Genomic DNA, 20,517 nt, shown 5'->3' on the forward strand with positions numbered 1-20,517 from the left:
AACAAAAATGACTGACGCCATCCGTTACGAGAAAGGCCAGGACAATATCGTCGTCCTGACCATGGACATGCCCGGCCAGAGCGCCAACACCATGAACGCGGTGTACCGCGAGGCCATGGCCGCCACCGTGGCGCGCCTGGAAGCCGAGAAGGACAGCATCGCCGGTGTGATCATCACGTCGGGCAAGAAGACCTTCTTCGCCGGCGGCGACCTGAATGAGCTGATCAAGGTCACCAAGGCTGACGCTGCTGCCTTCTACCAGATGGTGCTGGGCATCAAGGGCCAGCTGCGCCGCCTGGAAAGCCTCGGCAAGCCGGTGGTCGCCGCCATCAACGGCGCGGCCCTGGGCGGCGGCTGGGAAATCTGCCTGGCCTGCCACCACCGCATCGCCCTGGACGAAAGCCATGTCCAGCTCGGCCTGCCGGAAGTCACCCTCGGCCTGTTGCCCGGCGGCGGCGGGGTGGTGCGCATGGTGCGCCTGCTCGGCCTGGAGAAGGCCCTGCCGTACCTGGTCGAAGGCAAGAAGGTGCGCCCGGAGCAGGCGCTCAAGGCCGGCCTGATCCACCAAGTGGCCTCCAGCCGCGAGGAGATGCTGGCCAAGGCCCGTGAGTGGATCGCCGCCAACCCGGCCGCCAGGCAACCGTGGGACAGCGCCGGCTACAAGATTCCCGGCGGCACCCCGTCCAGCCCGAACGTGGCGCAGATGCTGGCCATCGCCCCCTCCGTGCTGCGCGACAAGACCAAGGGCTGCTTCCCGGCGCCGGAGAAGATCATGTGCGCCGCCGTCGAAGGCGCGCAGGTGGACTTCGACACCGCGCAGCTGATCGAGGCGCGCTACTTCACCGAGCTGACCACCGGCCAGGTGGCGAAGAACATGATCGGCACCTTCTGGTTCCAGCTCAACGAGATCAACGCCGGCAAGTCCCGCCCGCAGGGCATCGCGCCGCAGCCGACGAAGAAGGTCGGGGTGATCGGCGCCGGCATGATGGGCGCGGGCATCGCCTATGTGTCGGCCGCCGCCGGCATCGAGGTGGTGCTCAAGGACGTCTCCATCGAAGCGGCCGAGAAGGGCAAGGCCTACTCGGCCGGCCTGCTGGACAAGAAGGTCGGCCGGGGCCAGATGAGCGCCGAGAAGCGCGACGCCTTCCTCGCGCTGATCAAGCCGACCGCCAGCGACGCCGATTTCGAGGGTTGCGACCTGATCATCGAAGCCGTGTTCGAGGACCGTGGCCTGAAGGCCAAGGTCAGCGCCGCCGCCGAAGCCGCCGCGCTGGCGGACGCGGTGATCGCCTCCAACACCTCGACCCTGCCGATCACCGGCCTGGCCCAGGCGGTGGCGCAGCCGCAGAAGTTCATCGGCCTGCACTTCTTCAGCCCGGTGGACAAGATGCCGCTGGTGGAGATCATCCGCGGCGAGAAGACCGACGACGCCACCCTGGCGCGGGCCTTCGACTACGTCCTGCAGATCAGGAAGACCCCGATCGTCGTCCACGACAGCCGCGGCTTCTTCACCTCCCGCGTGTTCGGCACTTTCACCAACGAAGGCCTGGCCATGCTCGGCGAGGGCGTGTCGGCGGCGATGATCGAGAACCAGGCGCGCCAGGCCGGCATGCCGGTGGGCCCGCTGGCGATCAGCGACGAAGTGTCGATGAGCCTGATGAGCCACATCCGCGAGCAGACCCGCAAGGACCTGGAGGCCGAAGGCAAGCAGTTGCCCAGGCACCCGGCCTTCGCCGTGGTGGACCTGATGGTCAACGAGTACAAGCGCCCGGGCAAAGCCGCCGGCGCCGGTTTCTACGACTATCCCGCCAACGGCAGGAAGCACCTGTGGCCGGAACTGAAGCAGCGCTTCGAGAAGGCCGACGCGCAGATTTCCCCGGACGACGTGCGCGACCGCATCCTCTTCGTGCAGGCCATCGAGACGGTGCGCTGCGTGGAGGAGGGCGTGCTGACCTCCACCGCCGACGCCAACATCGGCTCGATCTTCGGCATCGGCTTCGCGGCCTGGAGCGGCGGCGCGCTGCAGTTCATCAACCAGTACGGCCTGAAGGACTTCATCGCCCGCGCCGAGTACCTGGCCGAGCAGTACGGCGAGCGCTTCCTGCCGCCGGCGCTGTTGCTGGAGAAGGCGGCGCGGGGCGAGACCTTCTGAGGGGGCTCTTTGTAGGAGCGAGCTTGCTCGCGAACATGCCCCGCTGCGAGGCTGGGTTCGCGAGCAAGCTCGCTTGTATGGCGTAGGGTAGGAACCTGTCGGGGGTGGAGGGACCAAGCTCGCTTCTGCAAACCAGACGGTAGGAGACTTCTCCCACCCACGCGCTCACGCCAAGCGCCGATAAGGAATCCATCGGAAACTGAGTAGCAGCTCAGACCGACAATACCGGCAAGCCTGCGCTGATGTGAGCCCCGACAGGTTGTTCCATCTTCCCCGTCGGAGTACGCCATGACAAGCCAGGTCCCCGTTATCGGTATCGATGTTGGCAAGGACTCGCTGAGTCTCTGCCATGCCCATTCAGGCGAAGTCAGCGAGTTGCCCAACGAGGTCCGCGCGATCAAGGCTTGGCTCAAGGAGCTGCCCGCCGGCTGCGCCATCGCCATCGAAGCCACTGGCACCTATCACGTGGCGGCAGCGACCCTGGCGTATGCCAAGGGGCACCGGGTCTACCTCATCAACGGCTATCGCTTGAGCAACTACCGCAAGGGGATTGGCGGTCGTAACAAGGATGATCGCAGCGATGCCCAACTCCTGGCCCGCTATTTGGCTCACGAGCACGCGCAGCTTGAGCCCTGGCAGCCGCCCAGCAAGACCTACACCCGCCTGCAGACCCTGCTGCACCGCCGCAGCCTCCTGGTTCGCAGCGCGACGGCCCTGCGGCAGGGCTTTGCCCAGGATGGCGAGCTCAAGAGAGCACTCAAACCGGTCCTGCGGCGCATGGCGGTGCTGGAGCTGCGCCTGGAGAAGCTCATTCAGGCTGCCCTGCACGACGCCGGCCTGGGCGAGCAGAGCCAACGCTGCCAGGCCATCGAGGGTATCGGCCCATTGACCGCGGCGGCCCTGAACATGGCCTTTCTGCGCGGCAGCTTTCGCAACGGTGATGCATTCATCGCGTTTCTGGGACTGGATGTGCGGGTCAAGGAGTCGGGCCGCTATTGCGGCCAGCGCAAGCTGACCAAGCAAGGGAGCCCCGAAGTGCGACGCCTGCTGCACAACGCCGCGATGTCCGCTGCCCGGACCCACCGCTGGCGCGATCTCTACCAGAGCTACCTGGCGCGGGGGCTGAAGAAAACCCAGGCGCTGACCATCCTTGCACGCAAGCTGGCGAGAATCTCCTTTGCCCTGATGACCACCCAACAGCCGTACCGACCTGCGGGTGATACGGCGGGGTAGACATAGAATCTCCTACGAAAAGCGGCCGGCCCTTGTGGCCGGTTTTTTCTTGCCCGCGCAAACCGTAGGATGGCGCCTTCCCCCATCAGGAATGCCCCGATGACGCCTCCCGCCTTGTTGATCATCGACATGCAGAAAGGCATGCGCGACAGCCCCGAACCGCGCAACAACCCGCAGGCGGAGCAGCGCGTCGGCGAGCTGCTGGCAGCCTGGCGCAGGGCCGCCTGGCCGCTGGTGCACGTCCGCCACATCTCGCGCACGCCGGGTTCGCCGTTCTGGCCGGGGCAGCCGGGGGCGGAGTTCCAGGAGGCCCTGGCGCCGCTGGAGCACGAGCAGGTGCTGGAGAAGAACGTCCCCGATGCCTTCGTCAACAGCGGCTTGGAGCGCTGGCTGCGGGTGCGCGGCATCGACTCGGTGGCGATCTGCGGCGTCAGCACCAACAACTCGGTGGAGGCCACGGCGCGCAGCGCGGGCAATCTGGGCTTCGTCACCTATGTCGCGGCGGACGCCTGCTTCGCCTTCGCCAGGCACGATTTCAGCGGCGTGCTGCGCAGCGCGGAGGAGGTCCACGCCATGTCGCTGGGCAACCTGCAGGGCGAGTACGCGCAGGTGCTGGAGGCCGGCTCGATCCTGCGCGCGCTGTCCCTGTCGTGAATCCTTGCCGACCGGCCGTCACCCCTGTGCGCCCACGCAATTGAAGGACGGCGGCTTTTGCGGTATTTCCCCTGAAATTCCCGCGCAAGAATCCGTCCCGGCGTCTTGTGTGGTGAAAAAATAGGGTGTAATTTTCACGCGCGTTTCGTCAGTCCCAGGAAAACCATTCTTATCAGCCGCCAACCCCCCAGGAATCCCCACTGCATGTCGTTGCACATCTGCATTCTGGAAACCGACATCCTCCGCCCCGAACTGATCGACCAGTACAAAGGCTACGGCTGGATGTTCCAGCAACTGTTCGCCAAGCAACCCGTTCCGGCCGAGTTCAAGGTCTACAACGTGGTGGAAGGGCATTACCCGCCCGACGATGAGAAGTTCGACGCGTACCTGGTGACCGGCAGCAAGGCGGACTCCTTCGGCACTGATCCCTGGATCCAGACCCTCAAGGACTACGTGCTCAAGCTCTATGCGCGTGGCGACAAGCTGCTGGGCGTGTGCTTCGGCCACCAGCTGCTGGCGCTGGTGCTGGGCGGCAAGACCGAGCGCGCCAACCAGGGCTGGGGCGTGGGCACCCACAACTACCGCATCGAGGAACAGCCGGAGTGGATGAGCCCGTCGCTGGGCGATGGCCTGACCCTGCTGGTCAGCCACCAGGACCAGGTCACCGAGCTGCCCGACGGCGCGCGCCGCATCGCCTCCAGCGACTTCTGCCCGAACGCCGCCTACGCCATCGGCGACCAGGTGCTGTGCTTCCAGGGCCACCCGGAGTTCATCAGCGACTACTCCCAGGCGATCCTCGAACTGCGCAGGGAGTTCTTCACCGAGCCGGTGTTCCGCGCGGGCATCGACAGCCTCGGCCGTCCGCACCAGGGCACCACCGTCGCCGAGTGGATGATGCGCTTCGTGCAACAGGGCCGTGACGAGAAGAAGAAAAGCGCCGCCTGATTCCTGCCGCGCCTCGTGAAAACGCCGCTCCCTGGAGCGGCGTTTTCGTTCGTGCGGCTGCGTCAGTCGCGGGCCTGGTCGGGATAACGGCTCTCGTAGGAGCGGACCTTGTCCGCGATGGACCTTGCGCGGTGCCTGACCGGATTGCGGACGGAGCCTGCTCCTGCGCAATGTGCGGCTCTCGTGGTTGCCCGCGATCCGGCCAGTCCGGTCAAAGCCAGTCCGCCTGCTTGAAGCTGATGTACAGCCCGACGCAGCCCAGCGCCAGCAGGCCCATCACCAGAAAGTAGCCGTAGTGCCACTGCAGCTCCGGTATGTATTCGAAGTTCATCCCGTAGATGCCCGCCACCGCCGTGGGGAACGCGAGGATCGCTGCCCACGCGGCGAACTTGCGCTGCACCACGCTCTGCCGCGAGGACTCCAGCAGCAGGCCGACCTCGATGGTCTGGCTGGCCACGTCGCGCAGGGTGGTCAGGTCCTCCAGCAGGCGGTTGACGTGGATCGCCACGTCGCGGAAGTACGGGCGCATCTGCTTGTCGATGAAGGGAAAGTCCAGGCGTTGCAGCTCCTGGCAGATCTCCACCATGGGCGCGGCATAGTGCTTGAGCTTCAGCACCTCGCGGCGCAGGCCGTAGATCTTCTCGATCTGCTCCTGGGTCAGCGGCCTGCGCAGCACCTCCTGCTCCAGTTCCTCGATTTCCGTACGGATCGCTTCCACCACCGGCTCGTAGTTGCCGACCACGAAGTCCAGCAGGGCGTAGAGCACGAAGTCGGTGCCGTGGGCCAGCAGCAGCGGCCGCGCCTCGCAGCGCTGGCGTACCTGGGAATAGGACTGGGAGAAGCCGTGGCGGGCGCTGATGATGTAGCCGACGCCGGCGAACAGGTGGGTTTCCACGAACATCAGCCGGTTGTCGGCGCGGATCGGCGAATAGATCACCATGAACAGCGCGTCGCCGAAGGTTTCCAGCTTCGGCCGGCTGTGCTTTTCCAGGGCGTCGGCGATGGCCAGTTCATGCAGGTTGAACTGCCGTTGCAGGTTGAGGATTTCCGCCGGGGTGGGTTCCTGCAGTCCTGTCCAGACGAAGTGGTCGGGCTGGCAGGCCCAGCGGTAGCCGTCCTCCAGGGGAATGTCGGCGACCTTGCGGCCTTTGCTGTAGACGGCGGATGCGATGATTCGGCCCATGGTGCCCCCTCGCAACTGGCTGGCGCGCGGGTTCGCTCGTCCCCGCGACGCAGACTCTCACGCCGACAGTGTTGGACATGGCGGCCGGCCGCGCCAGCCGGGCGGCATCAGGAGTGGGGGCGCAGCGCGTTCTGCAGGCCTTGCAGGGCCACCGGCAGCGCCTGGTTGACGCGGTTGAAGAGCCCGGCCCGGTCGATGTTGTCCACGGGGGCGCGGCGAACGCTGTCGTAGCCGGCGGCCAGCGCCATGAACACGAGGATCACGACGGTATAGAGCCCCAGGGCGGCGAGGGCGCCGTTGCGGGCGTAGCGATGGACCTGGCGATTCATGGTGGCGGCTCGGGCGGTTGACGGCGATGGCTCAGTGTCGCTGTCGCCCCGCTCGCTGAATAACGAAGCCGGTTGCTTTCGAGTATCAGGGAAATTGATGAGTGTCCCGGGGGCAGGTTCCCGCGGAACTCGGTCTGAATGCTCGGAAATTTCTGAGAGCTGGACAGCGCTCATGGGCGTTTGACCCGCGTCAAAAGTGGGGAAGCTGCCGGGCGTAACAAGGATGAGCAGCGTGGCGCTGCGGCGTCTGGCGACCGGTGTGGGCGGGCTCGACTGGGAGGAAGTGAAGCCGCGGGTGGAGCGCCACCTGGCTGATCCGGGCAGCGAGGTGCTGGTCTACGAGGTCTATCGCAAGGGCGTGGCCGCCGCCGGGTGACGGCGCTTCATCGCCCGTGGAAAGCCCGGCTCGCAGCTGGGCTTTTCGCATCGGGCTCGACGGCATGCTGTCACCTGCGGTGGGATGCAGGCGTTAGCCTTGCTTGGCACCGTTTTCCACGGTCGCGGGAGCGCTGGCCGACTGCTCGGCAGGTTGCTGAACGGCAGCTTGGGTCAGGTTGAGCATGCGGTTCTGCATCAGCGAGGACTCTTCGGCGAAGCTGGCCTGGGCGGCGAGGACCGTGGCAGCGGCGAAGAGGGTTGCGGCGATAGCCTTGAGTTTCATGATGAACACCTCCAATGGGGTTTGTCTGGATTCATCAATAGGTTAATCCGCAATAATTTTTGAAAAATACCAAATCTGTTCAATCAGTTGTTCGGAAAGCGCAACAATCAGAGCGCAGGTTCACCTTGCCGACATGAAAAAGCCCGGCACGGGGCCGGGCTTTTTTGCACCGCGGGCTTCAGCCGAGGTGCTTCTTGTCCAGCTCGATGGAGCGCTCGAGGGTCTCCAGCAACTGCTTGCGCACTTTCAGCTTGGTGTTGCGGTGTGCCGTCATGTTGAGCTTCTTCAGGTGGCGCGCCGCTTCGAGGGCAGCCTCCTGCAACTGTTCGGCCGGCACCACCTTGTCGAGGAAGCCGGCGTCCACGGCATCGCGCGGGGTGAACATCTCGGCGTTGATCACCGAGCGGGTGAAGGCCGAGCGACGCAGGCGGTCGCGGGCCAGTTCGATGCCGACGTGGTGCATGGTCATGCCGATGGCGACTTCGTTGAGGCCGATCTGGAACGGCCCCTCGACGCCGACGCGGTAGTCCGCCGACAGCAGCAGGAAGGCGCCCTTGGCCACCGCATGGCCGGTGCAGGCGACGATGACCGGGTAGGGGTGGGCGAGCATGCGGCGCGCCAGGGTGGAGCCGGCGGCCACCAGGTTGACGGCGTTTTCCGGGCCGGAGGTCATTACCTTCAGGTCGTAGCCGCCGGAGAGGATGCCCGGCTGGCCGGTCACGATGACCACGGCCCGATCCTGTTCCGCCTGATCCAGTGCCTGATTGAAGGCCTCGATGACGGCGGGGGAGATCGCGTTCACCTTGCCATTGTTCAGGGTCAGGGTGGCGATGCCGTCTTCGAGTCGGTAGGTGATCAGCTCACTCATGGCGGTAGTCCTTGGTTGAAGTGGGCCAGAACATACTGATGGGGGGAGTGGGCGTAAAGCACTTTGGCTGACCGGCGGGTCACCCGTAATCCGTGGCTGTGTGGGGAGTCGTACGCATTTCCGGGAAACCATCGTGGAGGGAGTTCGAGGGTGCTGTTAAGCTGCCACTATTGCCCGTGACATCCCCGCTTTCGCAAGGATCGCCGCTTCATGTCGAAACTCATCAAATGGCTGTTTCTCGCCGTGGTCGCCGTCGCCCTGATCATCAAGGCGTCGTTGTGGCTCTCAGTGCGCAGTATCGTCAATGATGCGGTCGCCGCGTTGTCGCCGGTGATGGAGATCCGCTACGGCGGCATTTCCTCGTCCTTCGATGGCCGGGTCGGGCTGCAGAACGTCGTGATCAACGTGCCCATGGCCGGCGACAGCCTCAAGGTGGCCCATGCCCAGTTGAAGTTCAATGGCCTGCGCGAGCTGCTGCGCTTCAAGGAACGCCTGGCCGAGCGCAAGCTGCCCGAGCAACTGGCGCTGGAGCTGCAGGGCGTGGAACTGGAGGTGCACGGTCCGTTCGTGCAGCAGCTGTACGCCGAGCCCGCCGAGAAGAGCGCCTTCACCGCGATGAGCGAAGTGGCCTGCGGGAATGTCCGCAATATCGGTGTCGACGAGCTGTTGCAGATGGGCTATCGCACCCTGGAGTCGGACCTCGAGTTCTCCTACCGCTTCGAGCCCGGCGCGCAGAAGCTCACCTTCAACCTGCGCAACGATGTCCGCGACATGGCGGACCTGCGCGTGGGCATGTCGCTGGCCAACGTGTCCGAGCGTCCCGGCGACATGCGCGTGAACCCGCCGCGGATCTCGCAGGTCACCGTGGAGGTGGACGACAACCAGTACCAGCGCCGGGTCAGCGAGTTCTGCCGTGGCAAGCTCGGGCTCGACCAGCAGGCCTACCTGGCGCTGTCCCTGGAGCAGTTCGACAAGGCCTTGCGCCAGCAGCGTGTGGCCCTGGGCAAGCCGTTGCTCGACGCCTACGGCCGTTACCTGATCGACCCCCGTTCGCTGCGCATCGAACTGACCCCCACCGAGGGCATGGCCTGGAATGGTCTAGAGTTCTTCGAGCCCAAGGACGTGATCGGCATGCTGCGCCCGAGCATCCTGGTCAACCAGGAGCCCGTGTCGCAACTGGGCTTCACCTGGGTCGATCCGCTGAAACGCGAAATCGCCCCGGAAAACGACCTTCAAATGGTTTCGGTTGAAGAAACGGTTGAGTCGAAGCCTAGAACGCAGCAATATGAGTTCGTTAACGTTGACAGCCTTGCCCAGTACACCGGCAAGCGCCTGCAGTTCATCACGTTCGATGGTGCCTATTACCAGGGTGTGCTGCACAAGGTGGAGAACGGCCGAGCCTATATCACCGTCCTGATGGGGACCGGCTCGGCGGAAATGTTCCTCCGCCTGAACAAGATCAATCAGGTGCGGGTCATGTTGTGAGGCCCCCAGAAGGAGAGAGCAAGTGAGTGAGTCGTTGTCCATCCATCATGATGAAACCAGCCACCAGTTCGTCACGACGGTGGACGGCCATCGTGCCTATCTGGCCTACATGGATCTGGGCAAGCAGACGCTCGACATCTACCGCACCTTCGTCCCCGACAGCCTGCGTGGCCGCGGCATCGCCGCCGCCCTCACCGAGCATGCCCTGCAGTATGCCGAGCGCAAGGGCTACAGCGTGATCCCGTCGTGCTCCTATGTGGAGCGCTACCTGGAGCGCCGTCAGCGTCATACCGATACCGCGCTCTGATCTTCGGATCAGCGCCATGAAAAGCCGGGCTCATGCCCGGCTTTTTCTTTTGCGCTTCGTAGGAGCGAGCTTGCTCGCGAACCTCGGCGCCGAGCTCAACGGGGTATCAGTTCGCGAGCAAGCTCGCGCCTACAAAAAGCCAGTCATGCGTCGGAGTCGTCTGGCCAACAAAAAAGCCGGGCAGTGCCCGGCTTTTTCGTGCCCGTGAAGCCTCAGCCGCGCTGACGCTTGGGCAGGACGTCCTTGAGCTTGGCGTGCATGCTGCGCACGGCCTTCTCGGTGGTGTCCCAGTCGATGCAGGCGTCGGTGACGGAAACCCCGTACTGCAGCTGGCAGAGATCCTTCGGAATCGGCTGGTTGCCCCAGCCCAGGTGGCTTTCCACCATCAGGCCGACGATGGAGTTGTTGCCCTCGGCGATCTGGTTGGCGACGTTGTCCATCACCAGCGGCTGCAGGGCCGGGTCCTTGTTGGAGTTGGCGTGGCTGCAGTCGACCATGATGTTCAGCGGGATCTTCGCCTTGTTCAGCTCCTGCTCGCACAGAGCGACGCTGACCGAATCGTAGTTCGGCTTGCCGTTGCCGCCGCGCAGCACCACGTGGCCATAGGGGTTGCCCTTGGTGGTGACGATGGACACGCCGCCCAGCTGGTTGATGCCGAGGAAGCGGTGCGGGCTGGAGACCGACTGCAGGGCGTTGATCGCCACGGTCAGGCTGCCGTCGGTGCCGTTCTTGAAGCCGACCGCCGACGACAGGCCGGAGGCCATCTCGCGGTGGGTCTGGGATTCGGTGGTGCGCGCGCCGATGGCCGACCAGCTGATCAGGTCCTGCAGGTACTGCGGGGAGATCGGGTCGAGGGCCTCGGTGGCGGTGGGCAGGCCCATCTCGGCGAGGTCGCGCAGCAGCTGGCGGCCGATGTGCAGGCCGTCCTGGATCTTGAAGGAGTCATCCAGGTAGGGGTCGTTGATCAGCCCTTTCCAGCCGACGGTGGTGCGCGGCTTCTCGAAGTACACGCGCATCACCAGGAACAGCGTGTCGGAGACTTCCGCGGCGAGCACCTTGAGGCGTTCGGCGTATTCGTGGGCGGCCTTGATGTCGTGGATCGAGCAGGGGCCGATCACCACGAACAGGCGGTGGTCCTTGCCGTCGAGGATGTCGCGGACGACCTGGCGGCCGTTGGCGACGGTGCGCAGGGCGGCGTCGGTCAGGGGGATTTCGCGCTTGAGCTGCTCCGGCGTGATCAGGGTCTCGTTGGAGGCAACGTTAAGGTCGTCGATCTGTAAATCAGCCATCGTGGTACTCAATCAGGTCACGGGTGCCGGCCGCCAGGATTCCCCGTGCGATGGGGCGCAGGCAGATGTGTCGCTAAGGGGAACCCGAACCTTAACCGGTCCGGCGCCGGCTCGACAATGGCCTGGCGCAGGAAAATGCCCGGACCACGGGCTTTTGCGCGACTTTCTGCGCGAGCCGCGTCAGACCGCGCAAAACAATGGGAAGTCCGTGGCGTTGCGCGCGATCCATTCCAGGGCAAGGTCCTCGACCGGCTGGGCGTAGCCCAGCTCCCGTTCGCGCTGCCGCCGGTAGTGCTCGATCTGGCACACCTGCTCGACCATGCGGGCGCGGAACAGCGTGTCTTCGTCGATGAAGGCGATGCCCACGAGGTAGTCGCTGTTCTGCTTGCGGCTCCAGGCCACCACGCCGGGACAGCGCGCGGCGTCGCCCAGCAGGGGGATGCGCAGCTCGATGGCCGTGCCACGGCGAAAGCCCCGTGGCGAGTTGCACGCCACACCACCGAGGCTGATATTGTGCAGGCGCTGGCGCGGCAGGAAGGTCTGCTTGCGGATGACCAGCTCAACCGGAAGGTCACAAGGGTGACGCAGGAACTGACGCATGACGGAATGCTCCGACTGCAATCTTTCTAGTCTTGGCCACTTGAGTATAGTGCCGGCCCTGGAGCTGACCGACCTGGACGCCGACCGCCGGCTGCTTTCCCTGCCTGGCGTGTCGTTGCTGGTGTTCACCAGCGAGGGCTGCTCGTCCTGCCGCTGGGCGCGGGCGAAGCTGCCGGAGTTCGGACTCCCCGTCGACCGCCTGTGCTGGATCGATGCCGGCCACAGCGGCGGACTGGTGGCGCGCTACGGTGTGTTCCACCTGCCGGCCCTGTTCCTGGTGCGCGACGGCCATTTCCTCGGGCCGGTCCACGCCGCCCTGCGTCCCGAATCCCTGATCGACGCCCTGCGCGATGGCCTGTCGCGCCCGGCTGAGGAGTTGCCTTGAAGAATCTGCGAATCGGCATCATTGGAACCGGCGCCATCGGCGGTTTCTACGGCCTGATGCTGGCCCGCGCCGGCCACGACGTGCATTTCCTGCTGCGCAGCGAATACCCGGCCGTGGTACGCGACGGCCTGCGCCTGAACAGCCAGGTGCACGGCGCGCTGAGCCTGGCGCCGGTGAACGCCTACGACGACGTCGCCAGGATGCCGCCATGCGACTGGCTGCTGGTCGGCGCCAAGACCACCAGCAATGCCGAACTGGCGCCGCTGATCGCCCGCGCCGCCGCCCGGGGCGCCAGGGTCCTGCTGCTGCAGAACGGCCTGGCCGTCGAGGACGAACTGCGGGCGCTGCTACCGGATCAGCTGCATCTGCTCGGCGGCCTCTGCTTCATCTGCGTGCATCGCACCGCGCCGGGCGTCGTCGAGCACCAGGCCTTCGGCGCGGTGAACATCGGCTATCACTTGGGGCCGACGGACGATGAGGCGGCGCGCCAGGCGATCGTCGAGGAAGGCGTCGGGCTGTTCCGCAGCGCCGGGCTGGACTCCAACGCCATGCCCAGCCTGGCGCATGCGCGCTGGCAGAAACTGGTCTGGAACATTCCCTACAACGGCCTCTCGGTGCTGCTCGACAGCGGCACCCGGGCGATCATGGACAACCCCGACAGCCGGGCGCTGGTGGCCGAGCTGATGGAGGAGGTGGTGGCGGGCGCGGCGGCGTGCGGCCACGCGTTGCCGCCGAACATCGTCGGCGCGATGCTGGCGTCGACCGATGCCATGCCCGACTACCTGCCGAGCATGTATCACGACTTCGCGCAGCACCGCCCGCTGGAACTGGGCGCGATCTACGCCGCGCCGCTGGACGCCGCACGCGAGGCGGGGCGCGAACTGCCGAAGATCGCGGCGCTGTACCGCGCGCTGCGCTTCATCGACGCGCGCAACCAGGCTCATTGAGCCGCATCACCGGAGAGCGACATGGCGAAGGGACTGGGTGACAAGCTGGTGGTGGCGATTTCCTCGCGGGCGCTGTTCGACCTGCGCGAGAGCCATCAGGTGTACGAACGCGAAGGCGTCGAGGCCTATCGCCAGTACCAGATCGCCCGGGAGGACGAGGTGCTGCCGCCGGGCGACGCCTTCGCCCTGGTGCGCAAGCTGCTGGCGCTCAACGGCGACGCGGACAGTGCGCCGGTGGAAGTCATCCTGGTGTCGCGCAACAGCGCCGATACCGGACTGCGCGTGTTCAACTCGATCCAGCACTACGGCCTGGGCATTTCCCGCGCCGCCTTCGTCGGCGGCCGCAGCCCTTATCCGTACCTGAAGGCATTCAACTGCCATCTGTTCCTCTCCACCCATATCGACGATGTGCGCAATGCGCTGGAGGCCGGTTTCGCCGCCGCCACCATCCTTTCCGGCGGCACCCGGCGCGAGGCCAGCGGCGAGCTGCGTTTCGCCTTCGACGGCGACGCGGTGCTGTTCTCCGACGACTCCGAGCGCGTCTACCAGCAGGGCGGGCTGGAGGCGTTCCAGACCCACGAGCGCGAATCCGCCCGCGAGCCGCTGGGCGGCGGGCCGTTCAAGCCCTTCCTGGCGGCGCTCAACCGGGTGCAGCAGGCGTTCCCGCAGGAGTCCTGCCCGATCCGCACTGCGCTGGTCACCGCGCGTTCGGCGCCAGCCCACGAGCGGGTGATCCGCACGCTGCGCGAATGGGACATCCGCCTCGACGAGTCGCTGTTCCTCGGCGGCCTGGACAAGGCCGCGTTCCTTGAAGCCTTCGCCGCCGACGTGTTCTTCGACGACCAGGCGGGGCACTGCGAAAAGGCCCGCGAGGTGGTCGCCACCGGGCATGTGCCGCACGGTGTGAGCAACGAGAAACAGACCGCCGGATAGCCGCCCGGCCGCGACACCCGGTCCTGCGGAGCGCCGCGCATTCTGCTGCTACGCTGCTGATAGGCCCGCCGCGCAGGCAGTCGAGGAGGCCGCATGATCCGATCGATTCTTTACGCCACCGACCTTGGTCTCTACGCGCCCTACGTCCTCCAGCATGCCCTCTCGCTGGCCCGCGCCTATGGGGTCCAGCTGTATGTGGTGCATGCCGTGGAGCCGCTCGGGCTGTTCGCCGAGTCGGTGCTGCAGACCTACCTGGACGAGGGCACCCTCAAGGAGATGCGTGCCAATGGCCTGGACAACGTCATGGGCAGCATCGAGCAGCGCGTGATGGAGGGGTTCCGCGACGAGTTGGGGGAACTGCGCCAGGATGCCGAGCTGATCCATTCCGTGCGGGTCATTCAGGGGGACCCGCCGATGGTGATTCTCGACGAGGCGCGGCGTCTGGAGGTGGACCTGATCGTGGCCGGCAGCCACAGCCACGGGGAGGGGCTGAACACGCCGCTGGGGCGCACGGCGGCGCGCCTGGTGCAGCTGGCGGAGGTTCCGGTGTACCTGGTACCGATGCTCCAGCACCGTTGAACCCATTGTGACAGCGCGTCGGGCGACTCCCGAATTTCCTCGTGGCTTTAGACGAATGGCGTGCAGGGCGAAAAAAAACGTCTAGCTTTATTCCTTAAACCATTAATATGGTTATAAAACCAAGCCCCCTGATCGCGGGTCGCGACATTCTTTCCGAGGAAATTCCATGAAGCTCCAGCAATTGCGTTATATCTGGGAAGTCGCGCACCACGATCTCAACGTTTCGGCCACGGCGCAAAGCCTGTACACCTCCCAGCCCGGCATCAGCAAGCAGATCCGCCTGCTCGAGGACGAACTGGGCGTCGAAGTCTTCGCCCGCAGCGGCAAGCACCTGACCCGCGTCACCCCGGCCGGCGAGCGCATCATCAATACCGCCGGCGAAATCCTGCGCAAGGTCGAGAGCATCAAGCAGATCGCCCAGGAATTCTCCAACGAGAAGAAGGGCACCCTGTCCATCGCCACCACCCATACCCAGGCGCGCTATGCGCTGCCGGGCGTGATCAGCGGCTTCATCAAGCAGTATCCGGACGTCTCCCTGCACATGCACCAGGGCACGCCGATGCAGATCGCCGAAATGGCCGCCGACGGCACCGTCGACTTCGCCATCGCCACCGAGGCGCTGGAGCTGTTCGGCGACCTGATCATGATGCCGTGCTACCGCTGGAACCGCTGCGTGATCGTGCCCCAGGGCCACCCGCTGACCAAGGTGCCGAAGCTGACCCTGGAGCTGCTCGCCGAGCAGCCCATCGTCACCTACGTGTTCGGCTTCACCGGCCGCTCCAAGCTCGACGAAGCCTTCAACCAGCGCGGCCTGGTGCCGAAGGTGGTGTTCACCGCCGCCGACGCCGACGTGATCAAGACCTACGTGCGCCTGGGCCTGGGCGTGGGCATCGTCGCCCACATGGCGGTCGACCCGAAGCTCGACAGCGACCTGGTGATGCTCGACGCCAGCCATCTGTTCGAATCCAGCATCACCAAGATCGGTTTCCGCCGCGGCACCTTCCTGCGCGGCTTCATGTGCGACTTCATCGAGAAGTTCGCCCCGCACCTGACCCGCGACCTGCTGGCCAAGGCCGTGCAGTGCCACAACAAGAGCGAGCTGGACGAGCTGTTCGAAGGCATCGAGCTGCCGGTGTACTGATCGCTTCCGCACCAATGAAAGGCCCGGCATCCGCCGGGCTTTGTCGTTTCAGCGGATGCGCCAGCGCAGCAGCAACGCAGCGACGAAGGCCAGCCCCGCGCCGGCGAGGAAGGTGGCGCTGGCGCCGAAGCGCTGCCAGAGCCAGCCGGCCAGTATGCTGGCGAGCAGCATGGCGAGACCGCTGGCGAGGTTGAACACGCCGAAGGCGGTGCCCTTCAGGTCGGCCGGCGTGGTGTCGGCGATCAGCGCGGCCAGCAGGCCCTGGGTGAAGCCCATGTGCAGGCCCCAGAGCGCCACGCCGAGCAGCATCAAGGGAGTGGAGTCGGCCCAGGCCAGCAGCAGGTCCGCCGCCACCAGCAGGAGCATGCCGATGCCCAGCAGGCCGGTGCGGTCGGTGCGGTCCGACCACCAGCCCACCGGGTAGGCCGAGAGCATGAACAGCAGCGCCATCACAACCATCACCACCGGCGTCCAGGCCATCGGCAGGCCCAGGTTCTGCGCGCGCAGCACCAGGAAGGCCTCGCTGAAGCGGGCCAGGGTGAACACCGCGCCGATCCCGACCACCCACCAGTAGCGGGCCGGGAAGCTGCGCAGCGCGTCGCGGTGGATCGGCGAGCGGAAGCGGTGGCTGCCTTCGGCGTGCTCCGGCTCCTCGACGAAGAACACGATTGCCAGCACCGCGAGGCCCGCCGGAATGCAGGCGAACCAGAACACCAGCGGCAGGTCATTACCCAGCCAGAGCATCAGGGCGATCGCCAGCAGCGGGCCGGCGAAGGCGCCGACGGTGTCCATGGACTGGCGCAGGCCGAAGCAGGCACCGCGAATCGACGCCGGCGCCACGTCGGCGATCAGCGCATCGCGGGGCGCGCCGCGAATGCCCTTGCCGATGCGGTCGAGCAGGCGCGCGGCGAAGATGGTTTCGCCGGAGGTCGCCAGCGGGAACAGCGGCTTGGACAGCGCCGCCAGGCCATAGCCGAACAGCACCAGGCCCTTGCGCCGGCCGAGGAAGTCGCTGATGGCGCCGGAGAACACCTTGACGATCAGCGCGGTGGCTTCGGCGATGCCTTCGATCAGCCCGACCGTGACCATGCTCAGCCCCAGGCTGCCGACCAGGAACAGCGGCAGCAGGCTGTGCAGCAGCTCGGACGAGACGTCCATGAACAGGCTGACGAAGCCCAGCGCCCAGACGGTGCCGGGAATGCGGGGGCGGGGGCGTTCCGAACCATCGGGCATGGCCGACGTCCTTGTGCGATGCGGGGGCGGTCAGTATCGCCGACGGGGAATCAAGAAAGCGTCAAGCCGGCGCGTTCAGAGGCGGTCGAGGTCGTCCCGGCTGGCCAGTTCCGCCAGCGCCTCGCGGGACTCCAGCGGTTGCTCGCCACGGCCTTCGAGCACTTCGCGGAGGAAGCTCATGAACACGGTATAGACGACCTCGCGGCCGTCATCGTGGCGGACGACGAAGAAGGGCGCGGTCTCCACGCCATACTGCGCGGCGACCATCCAGCCGGCGCTGGCCGGGTTGCGTTCGTCGGCGACCAGGGTGCGGTCGATGCGGCCGAGGTAGCCGCCTTTTTCCAGACGTTCGTGGACTTCGCGGCACTTGCGGCAGTCCTGGCCGTCGGCCAGGACTTTCTTCACCAGGGTGATGCGCATGGGATCGGCTCCACCGCAGGGCTGCAGGCGTCCGATCCTGGGCTGCGGGCTGACGTGGGAAACTTCTGTCAGCCGAGAGGGTAAGGCTTCAGGCCTTGCTGATCAAATTGCCAGCGTGCAGGCCGCATTCCTTCTGCGTGGCTTCTTCCCACCACCAGCGGCCCTCGCGCTCGTGCTGGTTGGGCAGCACGGGGCGGGTGCAGGGCTCGCAGCCGATGCTGATGAAGCCGCGCTCGTGCAGGCTGTTGTAGGGAAGTTCCAGCATGCGGATGTAGGCCCAGACTTCCTCGCTGCTCATGTTGGCCAGCGGGTTGAACTTGTACAGCGGCTTCTCAGGAGTGGAGAAGGCGCCATCCAGCTCCACCACGGCCACCTGGCTGCGGGTGCCGGGGCTCTGGTCCTTGCGCTGGCCGGTGGCCCAGGCGGTCACGCCGGCGAGCTTGCGCTTGAGCGGCTCGATCTTGCGGATGCCGCAGCACTCGCCGTGGCCGTCCTTGTAGAAGCTGAACAGGCCCTTTTCCTTGACGAGGGCTTCCAGCAGGCGCGGATCGGGCGACATCACCTCGATGGCGATGCCGTAGTGCTCGCGCACCTGCTCGATGAAGCGGTAGGTCTCCGGGTGCAGGCGGCCGGTGTCCAGGCTGAACACCTTGACGTTCTTGTTGAGCTTCCAGGCCATGTCCACCAGCACCACGTCCTCGGCGCCGCTGAAGGAGATCCACAGGTCGTCGCCGAAGTGCTCGAAGGCGAACTTCAGAATGTCCTGGGGGGATTTGCTGGCATAGCTCGCGGCGATTTCCGCGATGTCGAACGGGTGGCTCATCGGGCGGTATTCCTGGTTTTAGTGGCGTTGCGCACGCTGTGGCGAGAATGGTAGCAAAGAGGCGGATATGCCCCTAAATAACCTTGAGGAAGGTGCACTGTGGTGTTTGGGTATAAGTGCCGCGTTGCACCGCCCCGGGCGAGCGGCTAGAGTGCCGGCTTTTACCTCAAACCTGCGGGGAAATCGTTCGTGGAAATCGCCTGTCTCGACCTGGAAGGGGTCCTGGTTCCGGAAATCTGGATCGCCTTCGCTGAAAAAACCGGTATCGATGCGCTCAAGGCGACGACTCGCGATATTCCGGACTACGACGTGCTGATGAAGCAGCGTCTGCGCATCCTCGACGAGCACGGCCTGAAGCTGTCCGACATCCAGGAAGTGATCGCCACCCTGAAGCCGCTGGACGGCGCGGTGGAGTTCGTCAACTGGCTGCGCGAGCGCTTCCAGGTGGTGATCCTCTCCGACACCTTCTACGAATTCTCCCAGCCGCTGATGCGCCAGCTCGGTTTCCCGACCCTGCTCTGCCACAAGCTGATCACCGACGAGACCAACCGCGTGGTCGGCTACCAGCTGCGCCAGAAGGACCCGAAGCGCCAGTCGGTCATCGCCTTCAAGAGCCTGTACTACCGGGTGATCGCCGCTGGCGATTCCTACAACGACACCACCATGCTCTCCGAGGCCCACGCCGGCATCCTGTTCCATGCCCCGGAGAACGTGATCCGCGAGTTCCCGCAGTTCCCGGCGGTGCACACCTACGAGGACCTGAAGCAGGAATTCCTCAAGGCGTCCGCTCGCCAGCTCAGCCTGTAAGACCGGCTGTGACGAAAAGCCCCGCATCCGCGGGGCTTTTTGCTTTCTGTAGGAGCGAGCTTGCTCGCGAACGGACCATCCGGCGGCTCTGATGCAAAGAGGTTCGCGAGCAAGCTCGCTCCTACCGGTTCCCTGTCACCGATTTCACAGGTTCTCCAGCGTGCGCAGCAGCACGCCGACCTTGGTCAGCGACTCCTCGTATTCCTCCTGCCAGTCCGAGTCGGCAACGATGCCGCCGCCGCCCCAGCAACTGACCTGGCCGTCCTTGACCAGCAGGGTGCGGATGGCGATGGAGCTGTCCATCTCCCCGCGCACGTCGAGGTAGAGCAGGCTGCCGCAGTAGATGCTGCGCCGGGTCGGCTCCAGTTCGTCGATGATCTGCATGGCGCGCACCTTCGGCGCGCCGGTGATGGAGCCGCCGGGGAAGCTGCCTTCGAGCAGGTCCAGGGCGTCCTTGTCCTCCGCCAGTTCGCCGCAGACGCTGCTGACCAGGTGGTGGACGTTGGGGTAGGTCTCCAGGGCGAACAGCTCCGGCACCCGCACGCTGCCGGGGCGGCAGCTGCGGCCCAGGTCGTTGCGCAGCAGGTCGACGATCATCAGGTTCTCGGCGCGGTCCTTCGCGCTGGCCAGCAGCGCCTCGGCGTTGTCCCGGTCCGCGTCCGGCGTGGCGCCGCGCGGGCGGGTGCCCTTGATCGGGCGGGTTTCCACCTGGCGGCCGTGGAGCTGGATGAAGCGCTCCGGCGACAGGCTGAGGACGGCGCCTTCAGGCAATTCCAGGTAACCGGCGAACGGCGTGGGACAGGCTTCGCGCAAGGCCCGGTAGGCCAGCCACGGCGAGCCGCTGCAAGGCGCGCGGAAGCGCTGGGTGTAGTTCACCTGGTAGCAGTCGCCGTCGAGGATGTAGCGGTGCACGCGCTCCAGCGCTGCGCGGTAGTGCTCGCGTTCGAGGTCCGGGCGGAACGGCGTGCCGAGGCGGAAGGGCGGCAGCGGTTCGCCCTGCGTGTCGCCGCTGAACAGGGCGATCAGCCGTTCGCGCTCGCTCGCCGCCAGGGCCGGGTGGAACACCAGCTGGCTGGTGCGTTCCTGGTGGTCGGTGACCTGCGCCCAGGCGTAGAGGCCGAGGCGGGCGTCGGGCAGGCCGAGGTCGTCGCGCGCCGGGGCGTCCAGGCGTTCGATGCGCCGGCCGAAGTCGTAGCCCAGGTAGCCGATCACTCCGCCGACGAATGGCAGCTCCCGCCCATCCGGCAGCCGGGCTTCGCCCAGGCTCTGCAGCGCGCTTCGCACCCGGGCGAAGAAGCGCTTGGCCGATTCGTCGGCGGTCGGTGCCAGTTCTGCCAATGGCCAGGCGCTCAGAAGGTCATAGCGTCCACGGGTGGCGAAGGGTCGACCGGCGTCCAGCAGGACGGCGCCGGGGGCTCGATGGATCAGGGCGAAGTGGTCACCAGGGTCTTCCCGATAGGGAAGTGGGTGTAGGAAACACTGAGGCATGAGTGAAAGCGTGCAAGGCGAAATGGGAGATTTCGGACCGTCTGAATCGTCGATC

The 20,517-nt window shown here is 65.8% G+C and carries 22 protein-coding genes and 1 pseudogene; 13 read left to right on the forward strand and 10 right to left on the reverse strand.

Annotation, left to right across the window (positions count from 1 at the left end):
* The first annotated feature begins 7 nt into the window (after window positions 1-7).
* The 4 genes from AC3B6A_RS10470 to AC3B6A_RS10485 all read left to right on the forward strand — a co-directional run bounded on the left by AC3B6A_RS10470 (window position 8) and on the right by AC3B6A_RS10485 (window position 4,984).
* Window positions 8-2,152, forward strand: coding sequence for a 3-hydroxyacyl-CoA dehydrogenase NAD-binding domain-containing protein (locus tag AC3B6A_RS10470; RefSeq protein ID WP_488402570.1), 2,145 nt, complete (start codon window positions 8-10; stop codon window positions 2,150-2,152).
* A gap of 288 nt (window positions 2,153-2,440) precedes the next feature.
* The gene (locus tag AC3B6A_RS10475; RefSeq protein WP_488399821.1) at window positions 2,441-3,385 is read left to right on the forward strand and encodes an IS110 family transposase; all 945 of its coding nucleotides are present in this window, start codon (window positions 2,441-2,443) and stop codon (window positions 3,383-3,385) included.
* A gap of 99 nt (window positions 3,386-3,484) precedes the next feature.
* Window positions 3,485-4,039, forward strand: coding sequence for a cysteine hydrolase family protein (locus AC3B6A_RS10480; RefSeq protein ID WP_488402571.1), 555 nt, complete (start codon window positions 3,485-3,487; stop codon window positions 4,037-4,039).
* A gap of 204 nt (window positions 4,040-4,243) precedes the next feature.
* Window positions 4,244-4,984, forward strand: a complete 741-nt coding sequence (locus AC3B6A_RS10485) for an amidotransferase (protein WP_488402573.1) — start codon at window positions 4,244-4,246, stop codon at window positions 4,982-4,984.
* A 211-nt stretch (window positions 4,985-5,195) separates the two neighbouring features.
* Here AC3B6A_RS10485 and AC3B6A_RS10490 read toward each other — a convergent pair whose 3' ends face one another.
* Together AC3B6A_RS10490 and AC3B6A_RS10495 are read right to left on the reverse strand one after the other, a co-directional pair.
* On the reverse strand, window positions 5,196-6,167 hold the full coding sequence (locus tag AC3B6A_RS10490; protein ID WP_488402575.1) for a magnesium and cobalt transport protein CorA: 972 nt from the start codon (window positions 6,165-6,167) through the stop codon (window positions 5,196-5,198).
* A 107-nt stretch (window positions 6,168-6,274) separates the two neighbouring features.
* Window positions 6,275-6,496 (reverse strand): hypothetical protein, encoded by a 222-nt coding sequence (locus AC3B6A_RS10495; protein WP_488402577.1) that lies wholly within the window; start codon window positions 6,494-6,496, stop codon window positions 6,275-6,277.
* A gap of 223 nt (window positions 6,497-6,719) precedes the next feature.
* Here AC3B6A_RS10495 and AC3B6A_RS10500 point away from each other — a divergent pair.
* A pseudogene (locus AC3B6A_RS10500) lies at window positions 6,720-6,872 on the forward strand (macro domain-containing protein); the annotation flags it as partial.
* 93 nt (window positions 6,873-6,965) lie between these two features.
* Here AC3B6A_RS10500 and AC3B6A_RS10505 read toward each other — a convergent pair.
* Window positions 6,966-7,157, reverse strand: a complete 192-nt coding sequence (locus tag AC3B6A_RS10505) for a hypothetical protein (protein WP_488402578.1) — start codon at window positions 7,155-7,157, stop codon at window positions 6,966-6,968.
* A gap of 178 nt (window positions 7,158-7,335) precedes the next feature.
* On the reverse strand, window positions 7,336-8,025 hold the full coding sequence (locus tag AC3B6A_RS10510; protein WP_488402580.1) for a crotonase/enoyl-CoA hydratase family protein: 690 nt from the start codon (window positions 8,023-8,025) through the stop codon (window positions 7,336-7,338).
* A gap of 210 nt (window positions 8,026-8,235) precedes the next feature.
* Between AC3B6A_RS10510 and AC3B6A_RS10515 the strand changes: the two genes are divergently transcribed.
* The gene (locus AC3B6A_RS10515; RefSeq protein ID WP_488402582.1) at window positions 8,236-9,510 is read left to right on the forward strand and encodes a hypothetical protein; all 1,275 of its coding nucleotides are present in this window, start codon (window positions 8,236-8,238) and stop codon (window positions 9,508-9,510) included.
* A 22-nt stretch (window positions 9,511-9,532) separates the two neighbouring features.
* Window positions 9,533-9,817, forward strand: a complete 285-nt coding sequence (locus AC3B6A_RS10520) for a GNAT family N-acetyltransferase (protein ID WP_488402583.1) — start codon at window positions 9,533-9,535, stop codon at window positions 9,815-9,817.
* A gap of 212 nt (window positions 9,818-10,029) precedes the next feature.
* On the opposite strand, the gene AC3B6A_RS10525 is transcribed toward AC3B6A_RS10520, so the two are convergent.
* Both AC3B6A_RS10525 and AC3B6A_RS10530 read right to left on the reverse strand, forming a co-directional pair.
* The gene (locus tag AC3B6A_RS10525) at window positions 10,030-11,106 is read right to left on the reverse strand and encodes a 3-deoxy-7-phosphoheptulonate synthase (RefSeq protein ID WP_488402585.1); all 1,077 of its coding nucleotides are present in this window, start codon (window positions 11,104-11,106) and stop codon (window positions 10,030-10,032) included.
* Window positions 11,107-11,286: 180 nt separating this feature from the next.
* Window positions 11,287-11,706 (reverse strand): PilZ domain-containing protein, encoded by a 420-nt coding sequence (locus tag AC3B6A_RS10530; protein WP_488402587.1) that lies wholly within the window; start codon window positions 11,704-11,706, stop codon window positions 11,287-11,289.
* On the opposite strand from AC3B6A_RS10530, the gene AC3B6A_RS10535 reads away from it, so the two are divergent.
* From AC3B6A_RS10535 to cysB, 5 genes are all read left to right on the forward strand, one after another.
* Complete coding sequence (locus tag AC3B6A_RS10535; RefSeq protein WP_488402588.1) at window positions 11,705-12,091, forward strand: YbbN family protein; 387 nt, start codon at window positions 11,705-11,707, stop codon at window positions 12,089-12,091. The two genes, AC3B6A_RS10530 and AC3B6A_RS10535, sit on opposite strands and share 2 nt — an antisense overlap.
* Window positions 12,092-12,147: 56 nt before the next feature.
* Window positions 12,148-13,038, forward strand: a complete 891-nt coding sequence (locus AC3B6A_RS10540) for a putative 2-dehydropantoate 2-reductase (protein ID WP_488403564.1) — start codon at window positions 12,148-12,150, stop codon at window positions 13,036-13,038.
* 21 nt (window positions 13,039-13,059) lie between these two features.
* Window positions 13,060-13,971: a 5'-nucleotidase gene (locus tag AC3B6A_RS10545; RefSeq protein WP_488402589.1), complete on the forward strand. Its 912-nt coding sequence runs from the start codon at window positions 13,060-13,062 to the stop codon at window positions 13,969-13,971.
* Between the two features lie 93 nt (window positions 13,972-14,064).
* Entirely contained in the window at window positions 14,065-14,550 is a 486-nt protein-coding gene (locus tag AC3B6A_RS10550; RefSeq protein ID WP_488402590.1) for a universal stress protein, read from the forward strand.
* A gap of 166 nt (window positions 14,551-14,716) precedes the next feature.
* Window positions 14,717-15,691 carry an HTH-type transcriptional regulator CysB gene (gene cysB / locus AC3B6A_RS10555; RefSeq protein ID WP_488402591.1) on the forward strand — a complete coding sequence of 325 codons (975 nt, stop codon included), beginning with the start codon at window positions 14,717-14,719 and terminating at the stop codon, window positions 15,689-15,691.
* Between the two features lie 48 nt (window positions 15,692-15,739).
* On the opposite strand, the gene AC3B6A_RS10560 is transcribed toward cysB, so the two are convergent.
* The 3 genes from AC3B6A_RS10560 to AC3B6A_RS10570 form a co-directional block, all read right to left on the reverse strand.
* Window positions 15,740-16,924, reverse strand: a complete 1,185-nt coding sequence (locus AC3B6A_RS10560) for an MFS transporter (RefSeq protein WP_488402592.1) — start codon at window positions 16,922-16,924, stop codon at window positions 15,740-15,742.
* A 75-nt stretch (window positions 16,925-16,999) separates the two neighbouring features.
* Window positions 17,000-17,344 carry a hypothetical protein gene (locus tag AC3B6A_RS10565; protein ID WP_488402593.1) on the reverse strand — a complete coding sequence of 115 codons (345 nt, stop codon included), beginning with the start codon at window positions 17,342-17,344 and terminating at the stop codon, window positions 17,000-17,002.
* A gap of 88 nt (window positions 17,345-17,432) precedes the next feature.
* Entirely contained in the window at window positions 17,433-18,167 is a 735-nt protein-coding gene (locus AC3B6A_RS10570; protein ID WP_488402595.1) for a phosphoadenylyl-sulfate reductase, read from the reverse strand.
* A gap of 189 nt (window positions 18,168-18,356) precedes the next feature.
* On the opposite strand from AC3B6A_RS10570, the gene thrH reads away from it, so the two are divergent.
* Window positions 18,357-18,974: a bifunctional phosphoserine phosphatase/homoserine phosphotransferase ThrH gene (gene thrH, locus AC3B6A_RS10575; protein WP_488402597.1), complete on the forward strand. Its 618-nt coding sequence runs from the start codon at window positions 18,357-18,359 to the stop codon at window positions 18,972-18,974.
* 144 nt (window positions 18,975-19,118) lie between these two features.
* Here the strand turns inward: thrH and pabB are convergent, their stop codons facing one another.
* Window positions 19,119-20,462 (reverse strand): aminodeoxychorismate synthase component I, encoded by a 1,344-nt coding sequence (pabB, locus tag AC3B6A_RS10580; protein WP_488402599.1) that lies wholly within the window; start codon window positions 20,460-20,462, stop codon window positions 19,119-19,121.
* Window positions 20,463-20,517 lie beyond the last annotated feature (55 nt).

The organism is Pseudomonas sp. B12(2026) (assembly GCF_057767015.1).